Origin of the sequence: Pseudomonas sp. 13B_2.1_Bac1 (assembly GCF_025466155.1) — a bacterium.
Taxonomy (GTDB): domain Bacteria; phylum Pseudomonadota; class Gammaproteobacteria; order Pseudomonadales; family Pseudomonadaceae; genus Aquipseudomonas; species Aquipseudomonas aylmerensis.
In genome coordinates, this window is sequence record NZ_JANLOH010000037.1 from 1 (window position 1) to 10271 (window position 10271).

Annotated in this window: 10 protein-coding genes; 6 read left to right on the forward strand and 4 right to left on the reverse strand. The window is 61.3% G+C overall.

From position 1 onward, the window contains the following. Positions 1-219: 219 nt before the first annotated feature. Positions 220-1674 (forward strand): TrkH family potassium uptake protein, encoded by a 1455-nt coding sequence (locus tag NTD80_RS08700; protein ID WP_065908958.1) that lies wholly within the window; start codon positions 220-222, stop codon positions 1672-1674. Here the strand turns inward: NTD80_RS08700 and NTD80_RS08705 are convergent. Further along, complete coding sequence (locus NTD80_RS08705) at positions 1631-2689, reverse strand: AraC family transcriptional regulator (RefSeq protein WP_106802768.1); 1059 nt, start codon at positions 2687-2689, stop codon at positions 1631-1633. The genes NTD80_RS08700 and NTD80_RS08705 overlap by 44 nt on opposite strands. 160 nt (positions 2690-2849) lie before the next feature. Between NTD80_RS08705 and NTD80_RS08710 the strand changes: the two genes are divergently transcribed. From NTD80_RS08710 to NTD80_RS08720, 3 genes are all read left to right on the forward strand, one after another. Further along, positions 2850-3161: a DUF962 domain-containing protein gene (locus tag NTD80_RS08710; RefSeq protein WP_262133184.1), complete on the forward strand. Its 312-nt coding sequence runs from the start codon at positions 2850-2852 to the stop codon at positions 3159-3161. 361 nt (positions 3162-3522) lie between these two features. After that, the gene (locus tag NTD80_RS08715) at positions 3523-3705 is read left to right on the forward strand and encodes a hypothetical protein (protein ID WP_065908954.1); all 183 of its coding nucleotides are present in this window, start codon (positions 3523-3525) and stop codon (positions 3703-3705) included. A 103-nt stretch (positions 3706-3808) separates the two neighbouring features. Next, complete coding sequence (locus tag NTD80_RS08720; protein ID WP_065908952.1) at positions 3809-5005, forward strand: MFS transporter; 1197 nt, start codon at positions 3809-3811, stop codon at positions 5003-5005. On the opposite strand, the gene arfB is transcribed toward NTD80_RS08720, so the two are convergent. From arfB to NTD80_RS08735, 3 genes are all read right to left on the reverse strand, one after another. After that, positions 5002-5415 carry an alternative ribosome rescue aminoacyl-tRNA hydrolase ArfB gene (arfB, locus tag NTD80_RS08725; protein WP_065908949.1) on the reverse strand — a complete coding sequence of 138 codons (414 nt, stop codon included), beginning with the start codon at positions 5413-5415 and terminating at the stop codon, positions 5002-5004. The genes NTD80_RS08720 and arfB overlap by 4 nt on opposite strands. Positions 5416-5427: 12 nt before the next feature. Then, positions 5428-6111, reverse strand: a complete 684-nt coding sequence (locus NTD80_RS08730) for a pentapeptide repeat-containing protein (protein ID WP_262133188.1) — start codon at positions 6109-6111, stop codon at positions 5428-5430. Positions 6112-6216: 105 nt separating this feature from the next. Then, positions 6217-7638 (reverse strand): amino acid permease, encoded by a 1422-nt coding sequence (locus NTD80_RS08735; protein ID WP_065908943.1) that lies wholly within the window; start codon positions 7636-7638, stop codon positions 6217-6219. A 640-nt stretch (positions 7639-8278) separates the two neighbouring features. On the opposite strand from NTD80_RS08735, the gene NTD80_RS08740 reads away from it, so the two are divergent. Together NTD80_RS08740 and NTD80_RS08745 are read left to right on the forward strand one after the other, a co-directional pair. Further along, the gene (locus tag NTD80_RS08740; protein WP_003175756.1) at positions 8279-8416 is read left to right on the forward strand and encodes a hypothetical protein; all 138 of its coding nucleotides are present in this window, start codon (positions 8279-8281) and stop codon (positions 8414-8416) included. A gap of 73 nt (positions 8417-8489) precedes the next feature. Then, entirely contained in the window at positions 8490-9449 is a 960-nt protein-coding gene (locus tag NTD80_RS08745; RefSeq protein ID WP_262133190.1) for a leucyl aminopeptidase, read from the forward strand. Positions 9450-10271 lie beyond the last annotated feature (822 nt).

Consider the following 10271-nt stretch of genomic DNA (forward strand, 5'->3'; position numbering starts at 1 on the left):
CGGTGCTGAAAAAGGCGACCTTCGGGTCGCCTTTTTTTTACCCGTGTGGGAGCTGGCTTGCCTGCGATAGCGGTGGATCAGTCCTACCTTATCAACTGATACAACGCTATCGCAGGCAAGCCAGCGCCCACCGTTGAACCGCGTTGCGGCGCGTACCCCGGTTTACATGCACTGCACCGCAGGTAGAATGGCGCCACCCTCAACCCCCGAGCGAACTTCATGGCGTTGCCGACCCTACGCATCATCGGTTTCATCATCGGCATCTTCCTGATCACCCTCGCGATCGCCATGGTCGTGCCAATGGCCACCCTGGTGATCTTCGAACGCACCAGCGACCTGCCCTCGTTCCTCTGGGCCAGCCTGATCACCTTTATTGCCGGTTTGGCCCTGGTGATTCCCGGCCGCCCCGAACATGTGCACCTGCGCCCGCGCGACATGTACTTGCTCACGGTCAGCAGTTGGGTGGTGGTGTGCGTGTTCGCCGCGCTGCCGTTTCTGCTGACCCAGCACATCAGCTACACCGACTCGTTCTTCGAAAGCATGTCCGGCATCACCGCCACCGGTTCCACCGTGCTGAGCGGGCTGGACACCATGTCACCGGGCATCCTGATGTGGCGCTCGCTGCTGCACTGGCTCGGCGGCATCGGTTTTATCGGCATGGCGGTGGCGATCCTGCCGCTGCTGCGTATCGGCGGTATGCGCCTGTTCCAGACCGAATCTTCGGACCGCTCGGAAAAAGTCATGCCCCGCTCGCACATGGTGGCGCGGCTGATCGTGGCGGCGTACGTGGGCATCACCATCCTTGGCAGCCTCGCGTTCTGGTGGGCCGGCATGGGCCTGTTCGACGCGATCAACCATGCAATGTCGGCGATTTCCACCGGTGGATTCTCCACCTCCGACGAATCCCTGGCCCACTGGAAACAGCCCGCGGTGCACTGGGTCGCGGTGGTGGTGATGATCCTCGGCAGCCTGCCGTTCACCCTGTACGTGGCGACCCTGCGCGGCAACCGCCGCGCGTTGATCAAGGACCAGCAGGTGCAAGGCCTGCTCGGTTTGCTGGTGGTGACCTGGCTGGTGCTCGGCACCTGGTACTGGTGGACCACCGATTTGCATTGGCTCGACGCGCTGCGCCATGTGGCGGTGAACGTCACCTCGGTGGTCACCACCACCGGCTTTGCACTGGGGGACTACAGCATTTGGGGCAACTTCTCGCTGATGCTGTTCTTCTACCTGGGATTTGTCGGCGGCTGCTCCGGCTCCACGGCGGGCGGGATCAAGATCTTCCGCTTCCAGGTCGCCTACATCCTGCTCAAGGCCAACTTGAACCAGCTGATTCACCCACGGGCGGTGATCAAGCAGAAGTACAACGGCCACCGCCTCGACGAAGAGATCGTGCGTTCGATCCTGACGTTCTCGTTTTTCTTCGCCATCACCATCTGCGCCATCGCCCTGGCCTTGTCGCTGCTGGGCCTGGACTGGATGACGGCACTGACCGGCGCGGCCAGCACCGTGTCCGGCGTCGGCCCGGGGCTGGGCGAGACCATCGGCCCGGCCGGCAATTTCGCCAGCCTGCCGGATGCGGCCAAGTGGATCCTGTCGCTGGGCATGCTGCTGGGCCGACTGGAGATCATTACAGTCTTTGTTCTGTGCATTCCGGCATTTTGGCGTCACTGACCGTCGACGCATCCTGCAACCGCGCCCGGTATTCGCCGGGCGTGGCATCGAACCAGCGGCGAAACGCGCGAAAGAAGTTGCTCGGGTCGGCAAACCCCAACAGATAGGCGATTTCCAGCAGGGTCATGCTCGGCTGTGCGAGGTACTGCTCGGCCAATTCGCGGCGGGTGTCATCGAGCAGGGTCTGGAAACTGGTGCCCTCTTCCTGCAAGCGCCGCTGCAACGTGCGCTGGGACAGGTGCAGGGTCTGGGCCACCACTTCACGCTTGGGCTCGCCCTGTGGCAACAGGCGGCACAGCACCTGACGCGCCTTGTGCGTCACGCGGCTTTCCGAGAAACGCGCCAGGTATTCACCGGCAAACCGATCGTGCAGCAGCGCCATGGCCTCGTTGGCCGTGGGCAGCGGCGCGTCCATGTCGGCGCGTTCGAAGATCAGCGCGTCATACGGCGCATTGAATTCCAGCGGGGCATGGAACGCTTGCTTGTAGGGCGCCAGGTCCACCGGTTGATCGCCTTGCAGCAGCACCTTGCGCGGTTGCAGGGTGCGCCCGGTCAGCCAGCCACACAGCGCCAGGGCACTCGCCAGCGAGGCTTCGGCGCTTTGCCGGGTGGGCGGCAGGTGATCGCCATGCACGGTGAGGATCAGCGCGTAACCTTCGGGGAGCAGGCGGAAACTCAGGTCGGCGCTTTCGGCGATGATCCGCTGGTAGCGCACCAGGCGCATAAACCCTTCGGCGAGGGTGTTGCTGGACATCAACGCATACCCGGCCACATGAAACGATGCCGGACGCACGACCTTGCCCATGTTCAGGCCAATCGCCGGGTTGCCCGAGACCTCCACCGCCCGCTGCCACAGCCGGGTCATGGAATCTTGTGGGAAGCGTGCATCGGGGTCGCTGAGCGCGGCGTAGTCCAGGCCGAGTTGCTTGAACAAGGCACGGCAATCCAGGCCGTCCATTTCCAACGCCTTGACTATCCCCATCGCCCAGCTTGCAGAAGTTGTTCGTTCGCTCATGGCGTCTTCTTAATAAAGCAGGCTCAAACGGCAGCCAGGAAGCCAAGGATACTAAAGTGGCATCTATTGTCACTGGCTGTTACCACTGATCACTCTAGACTCAAATAAGCTCCCCGCCGAACATCTGTTGGGCGGCACAACAATCAAAGGGCCGGTGACCGTGGAAAACGTCAAGCGATTCAACAGCTTTGCCGAGTTTTACCCGTATTACCTGACTGAGCACGCCGACAGCACCTGCCGGCGCCTGCACTTTATCGGCACCACCCTGGTGATCGGCATCCTCGCGTATGCCATCGGCAGAGGCTCGTTGGGCTTGCTGCTGGCCGTGCCGATTGCCGGCTACAGCTTCGCCTGGGTCGGCCACTTCTTCTTTGAAAAGAACCGCCCGGCGACCTTCCAGCACCCGTTCTACAGCTTGCTGGGGGATTTTGTGATGTACCGCGACATTATTCTCGGGAAGGTGCCCTTCTGAGGTGTGACCCCGTGTCACTTGCGTAAAACAATGAAAGTTCGTTCATTGGTCGAGATTAAATTCTTTTTGTCATTTTCAGTGCTGTATCCTGCCAAGGCTTTTTGAGAGCGCGGAATCACCTGCGATTGAAAAAACAGACTTTGCGAGGAGCGACGACGATGCACGAGATACCTAATCTCCCCTTCCCAAGCCTGCACCCTACTGAGCAGCCAACACCGCAGCAGGCCAGCGACCAGCAGCCTGAGGCCAAAGAAGCACCACCAGTCGACAGCGAAAGCCAGGACTGACGCCGTACCAGACCGTGTGGAAAGCGCACCTTTGAGCGCTTTCCACACTGCCTGAATCACCCGAGATACCTGCCATGACCGATACCCTCCCCGACACCCCGGACGCCGCCGTACTCGACGCTGCCTTGCAGATGGTCGAAGTGTGGAACCGCCTCAGCGCGGACAAGCAAGCCAAGCTGCTCAAGCGCTTTGGCACCCAGGAAAACGCGTTGGCTGCCCTGGTTACCACGCAATTGCTGGCCCCTTCCCAAGCCTGACGCAGTGCCGACCTGACGTTTTTGCGTTTTAGCGCCCCGTGCCGGCCCAAGCCCGGTATCATTAGCCGCCTATCTTTACCTGCTGCGACAGTGGACCTCTCCCATGCCAGATACCCAGCGCCCCATGGCGGTCACGCTGCAAGTCGTTTCCATCGTGTTGTTCACTTTTATCGGCTACCTGAATATCGGCATCCCGCTGGCCGTATTGCCTGGCTATGTCCACAGTGAGCTGGGCTATGGCGCGGTCATCGCCGGCCTGGTGATCAGTGTGCAATACCTGGCCACGCTGCTGAGCCGTCCGTACGCAGGCAAAATCATCGACAACCTGGGCAGCAAGCGCGCCGTGCTGATCGGCCTGGTGGGCTGCGGCCTGAGCGGCGTGTTCATGCTGCTCGCGGCGTGGTTCTCCAGCCTGCCGGCCGTGAGCCTGGGCAGCCTGCTGATCGGCCGCCTGGTGCTGGGCAGCGCGGAAAGCCTGGTCGGCTCGGGCGCCATCGGCTGGGGCATCGGCCGCGTGGGGGCGGCGAACACGGCCAAGGTGATTTCCTGGAACGGCATCGCCAGCTACGGCGCGCTGGCGGTTGGCGCACCACTGGGGGTGCTGCTGGTCAGCCACCTGGGGCTGTGGAGCATGGGCGTCAGTATCATCCTGCTAGCGGTGATCGGCCTGCTGCTGGCCTGGAACAAGGAAGCGGCGCCGATCGTGGCCGGCGTGCGCCTGCCGTTCATGAATGTGCTGGGCCGGGTCCTGCCGCACGGCTGCGCGCTGGCCCTGGGCTCGATCGGCTTTGGCACCATCGCCACCTTTATCACTTTGTATTACACCACCCAGCATTGGGATAACGCGGTGTGGGCCCTGAGCCTGTTCGGCGCCAGTTTTATCGGTGCGCGCCTGCTGTTCGGCAACTTGATCAACCGGATTGGCGGCTTTCGCGTGGCGATTGCGTGCCTGTCGGTGGAAATCCTCGGGTTGCTGTTGCTGTGGCTGGCACCGGATGCCAACTTGGCCCTGGCCGGCGCGGCGTTGAGCGGCTTCGGTTTTTCCCTGGTGTTTCCGGCGCTGGGAGTCGAGGCGGTCAATCTGGTGCCGGCGTCCAGCCGCGGGTCGGCAGTGGGTGCTTACTCGCTGTTCATCGACCTGTCGCTGGGCATCACCGGGCCGCTGGCCGGGGCGGTGGCGGCAGGTTTCGGCTTCGCATCGATCTTCCTGTTCGCCGCCCTCGCCGCCCTCGGTGGCTTGCTGCTCAGCGTGTACCTGTACCGCCAGGCGCCGAAGGCCCGCGAAGCGCGCGACGCCTAGAAGTCGACCTTGCCACGCCCGGCCTTGATACTGCCGCGCTTGGTCTTGGATTCGAGTCGACGCTTTTTCGAGCCCAGGGTCGGCTTGGTCGGGCGGCGCTTCTTCTCGACTTTGGTGGCACTGAGGATCAGCTCCACCAAACGCTCCAGCGCATCCGCGCGATTCTGCTCCTGGGTCCGGTATTGCTGGGCCTTGAGAATCAACACGCCTTCGCTGGTGATACGGCTGTCGCGCAGCGCCAGCAGCCGCTCCTTGTAGAACTCCGGCAGCGACGAGGCCGGAATATCAAAGCGCAAATGCACCGCGCTCGACACCTTGTTGACGTTCTGCCCACCGGCGCCCTGGGCGCGGATGGCGGTCAGCTCGATTTCGGCATCGGGCAGGTGCACGTTGTTGGAAATTACCAGCATCACTCAAAAACCTTAGGCAACGGACAAGCCCAATTCGGATAACAGCATCGACGCCTGGGCTTTGGAAATCACGGCGCCTTTGAACAGTTTGGCATCATTGAGGCGAAACCCACTCAAATCCGCACCGCGCAAGTCGGCACCGGCAAAATTGGCGCCGTGGATGCGGGCATGGGCGAGGCTGCAGTCGATCAGTTCGGCCTTGCGAAAATCAGCCTCCGACAAATCGCTTTCGGAGAAGTCCAGGTTATTCAACACGGTGCGCGCAAACGATAACCCGGACAGAAACGCGCTGTTCAGGCGGGTTTCACTGAAGCTCAGCCCCAGGGAGGCGCAATGGGTGAAGTTGGCGCCGGTCAATTTGCAGTGTTCAAAATTCGCCTGGGACAGCTTGCTGCGCTGCCAACGGGTGTTGTTCAGGTCACAGCTGTGGAACTGCGCCTCCAACAGGTTCGCCGCCTCGAAAATCGCGTGGCCGGCCCGGCAGCTTTTCCACTGTGTGCCTTCCAGGCGCGCACCGAGGAAAGACGTCTGGACCAGGATGCAGCGCTCGAATACCCAGTGATCCAGCGCCATGCGTGAGAGGTCAGCGCCACTCAGGTCGACGCCAATCAGGCGCAGAGGCCCGCCGTGCTGGTCGATCAGGTCTTCCAGCGCGTCACGCTGCAAGGCGCCGCCGTCGATATCAGTGAGTTGCATGGGGTCTGCTCTCCTGGAACGTTTAAACACGACGCGCGAGTCTACCCCGTCGGCGCCCACAAAAAACCCGGCACGCAGCCGGGTTTTCCGTTTGGGCGGGGCGGCTTACTTCAACGCCGCACTCGCCGTACCCAGCGCCGCTTCGGCACTGCGCTTGTTCTTGATCCAGTAGCACACCGCCATGAACGCTACCCACACCGGGATCGCGTACACCGACACCTGGATCCCTGGAATCATCAGCATGATCACCAGGATAAACGCCACGAATGCCAGGCAAATGTAGTTGCCGTAGGGGTACCACAGCGCCTTGAACAACGGCACCTGGCCGGTGCGGTTCATGTGCTGGCGGAACTTGAAGTGCGAGAAGCTGATCATCGCCCAGTTGATCACCAGCGTGGCCACCACCAGCGACATCAGCAGTTCCAGCGCATGCTGCGGGATCAGGTAGTTCATTAGCACCGCCACCAGGGTGATCGCCGCCGACGCGAGGATCGAACGCACCGGCACGCCGCGCTTGTCGATCTTGGCCAATGCCTTCGGCGCATCGCCCTGCTCGGCCATGCCCAGCAGCATGCGGCTGTTGCAGTAGGTGCCGCTGTTGTACACCGACAGCGCGGCGGTCAGCACCACGAAGTTGAGGATGTGCGCGGCGGTGTTGCTGCCCAGCATCGAGAACACCTGGACGAACGGGCTGCCGCTGTAGGCATCGCCAGAGGCGTTGAGGGTCGCCAGCAGGCTGTCCCATGGCGTCAGCGACAACAGCACGACCAGCGCGCCGATGTAGAAGATCAGGATGCGGTAGATCACCTGGTTGATTGCCTTGGGGATCACGGTGCGTGGCTGGTCGGCTTCGGCGGCGGTGAAGCCGAGCATTTCCAGGCCGCCGAAGGAGAACATGATGATTGCCATGGCCATCACCAACCCGCTGACACCATGAGGGAAGAACCCGCCGTGGTCCCACAGGTTGCTCACCGAGGCTTGTGGTCCGCCGCTGCCGCTCACCAGCAGGTAGCTGCCCAGGGCGATCATGCCGACGATGGCCACGACCTTGATGATGGCGAACCAGAACTCGGCTTCACCGAAGACTTTGACGTTGGCCAGGTTGATCAGGTTGATCAGCACGAAGAACGCCGCTGCCGAGACCCAGGTCGGGATCTCCGGCCACCAGTAGTGCACGTATTTGCCGACGGCGGTCAGCTCCGACATGCCCACCAGGATGTACAGGATCCAGCAGTTCCAGCCCGACAGGAAGCCAGCGAAACCGCCCCAGTACTTGTGGGCAAAGTGGCTGAAGGAGCCGGCGACCGGCTCTTCGACGATCATTTCGCCGAGCTGGCGCATGATCATGAAGGCAATGAAGCCGCAAATGGCGTAGCCGAGGATCATCGACGGGCCGGCGGACTTGAGCACCCCGGCCGAGCCGAGGAACAGGCCGGTGCCGATGGCGCCACCGAGGGCGATCAACTGGATATGCCGATTTTTCAGGCCGCGTTTCAGCTCGCCTGAAGAGGAATGGGGTCCACTCATGAAAAGGGTCTCACGCAAGGTTTGATGATGTTGATTGCAGGTTGCTGCCTTGAATTACCGACTCAAGCAGCGCCGCTCAAACCCCAGCGCAGGCACCAGGAGTACAGCGTCTTTCTAACGGTCATGCGTCACCTGTTTGTTTTTATCTGTGACGAAATCGAACCCGTCCGGCTCGTGGCCAGGCGGAGTGATCAGGGTAGGTAAACCCCGAGGTCTTGGCCTTTTGCGTGGTTACGCAAGGGGGGTCACAGTAAAACGCGGCGCATTGTACACCGCTCGACAGCTTGGGGCCGCCCCTCCAGCCGGCGTGCGACGATCTGTCAGGTAACCCTTACAGCGGGAAAGGGCCCAATAATGCCGCGACATTGTCGTAAATTAATCGTTACAGCATGGAAAATTCGCGTTACAGCTGTTCCGTGAAGAAAAATTGTCGGTAGGAAAATTCTCCATCATCAGCCTCGCCAGCTGCTTGTATTTGCTCAAGAAAAAACCAGGCCGGAAAAACAGAAGAAAAAATCCAAATGCAACGGTGTCAATAAATATTTTGCGTTCTGAAACACTCTCTCCTAGGTTCATCCCACTTGCCCAGCGAAGCTCGTTGGCAAGCCGTCCTCAAACAACGTCCTCTAGGAGATACACCATGCAAGCACTGGAAAACGACCTGGAAACCGAACTGCAACTCGACGATTGGTTTGAAGCGCCGACCCACGAGGCCGCCGTAGAGATGATGCAAGCCGACGCCGTCGTGCCCTTCGGCACGGCGATGTGGCCATTCTGACACCCGGCAGGCAACCGGCAGGTGCTGTGCACGGCACCTGCTCCCTTACCCAAGGCACAGAAGGACACCCGTCATGGACAAGGCCCGCGCCGTCGAACACTTCCTCTACTACCTCGCCCACCACCCGGCCCTCAGCGGGCTGAGCCAGCCTACCGTGCTGCTGGGCCATACCGAGCGCTACGACGCCATTGCCCAGGCGATCACCCACAGCAGCGCCGCCCGTTTCAATTTCCAGGTGCAGCGCCTCGACCTGGCCGCCAGTGACACCCTGGCCCAGGCCATTGAGGCCTGCGACCTGTACCTGTTCCTCTACGATGCCTCCACGCTGCCCAACCCACGCGCCGAAGGCCCGGACTTTATCCGCGCCCTGCACGGCGTGATGGCCGAACACTGGCAGAAGTCCCTGCTGTTCAAGGATTACGGCGACTACTTCTACGACACCTTCAGCGTCGAGCCGAAGCGCATCGCCGACCTCAACGCCACGCTGATCCGGCGCATGTCCCAGGCCAACGTGCTGAGTTTCACCGACAAGCACGGCTCACGCCTGCAGGCGCCGCTGAGCAGCATCAAGAAGTGGACCAATATCAACGGCATCGGCAACCACGACCTGGCACCCGGTGAGATCGCCACCCACAGCGAGGCGATCAGTGGCCAGGTGCGCTTTGTCGGCACCTTCCTGAGCACCATCCCATTTGCGCGCAAGTACGGCGTGCTGCAGTCGCCGCTGGAGTTGTGGATCGAGAACTCGACCATCTGCAGCGTGGCCAGCGACGTGCCGGGGCTGGCAGATGACTTCAACAAATACCTGAACGCCAACCCGTCCAACCGGCGGGTGGAGGAGTTGGGGATCGGCACCAATGAAGGCGTGAAGGACCTGTACGCGCGCAACGCCGGGTTTGAAGAGCGCCATTGCGGGCTGCACCTGGGCCTTGGCGGCGGGCAGAAAGGCAGTCATCACCTGGACCTGATTTTCGCCAGCGGGGTATTGGCGCTGGATGACAAGCCGGTGTTTGATGGGCGGTTTGCGTTCTGATCACAAAATCCAGACACACTGGAGAACCAAATGTGGGAGTTGAGCCAGGCACAGCATACAGTCCAGACACAAATCAGTGTGGGAGCTGGCTTGCCTGCGATGGCGGTGGATCAGCTACATCATGGTTGACTGACCCACCGCTTTCGCGAGCAAGCCCGCTCCCACAGTGGAACTGCGCCAGACACAGGAATCAGGCCAGCCCCTCCAAAACTGTGGGAGTTGGGCCAGGCACAGCATTCAGTCCAGCCACAAATCAGTGTGGGAGCTGGCTTGCCTGCGAAGGCGGTGGATCAGCTAAATCATGGTTGACTGACCCACCGCTTTCGCGGGCAAGCCCGCTCCCACAGTTTTGAATGCTGTTGGGCTTGGGATTCGGAGTGCTGCACCGGCATTTGAGCGGACGGTACAACTCGGTTCCAACCTTGAAATACACCCCAAATGTGGGAGCGGGCTTGCTCGCGAATGCGGTAGACCAGCCAACTTCTCCAGCGACTGACACACCGCTTTCGCGGCAAGCCCGCTCCCACAGTGGAACTGCGCCAGACACAGGAATCAGGCCAGTCCCTCCAAAACTGTGGGAGTTGAGCCAGGTACAGCATTCAGTCCAGACACCAATCAGTGTGGGAGCTGGCTTGCCTGCGATGGCGGTGGATCAGCTACATCATGGTTGACTGCCCCACCGCCTTCGCGGGCAAGCCCGCTCCCACAGTTTTGATCGCTGTTCGGGCTTGGGATTCGGGGTGCTGCACCAGCATTTGAGCGGACGGTACAACTCGGTTCCAACCTTGAAATACATACCAAATGTGGGAGCGGGGGGGGGGG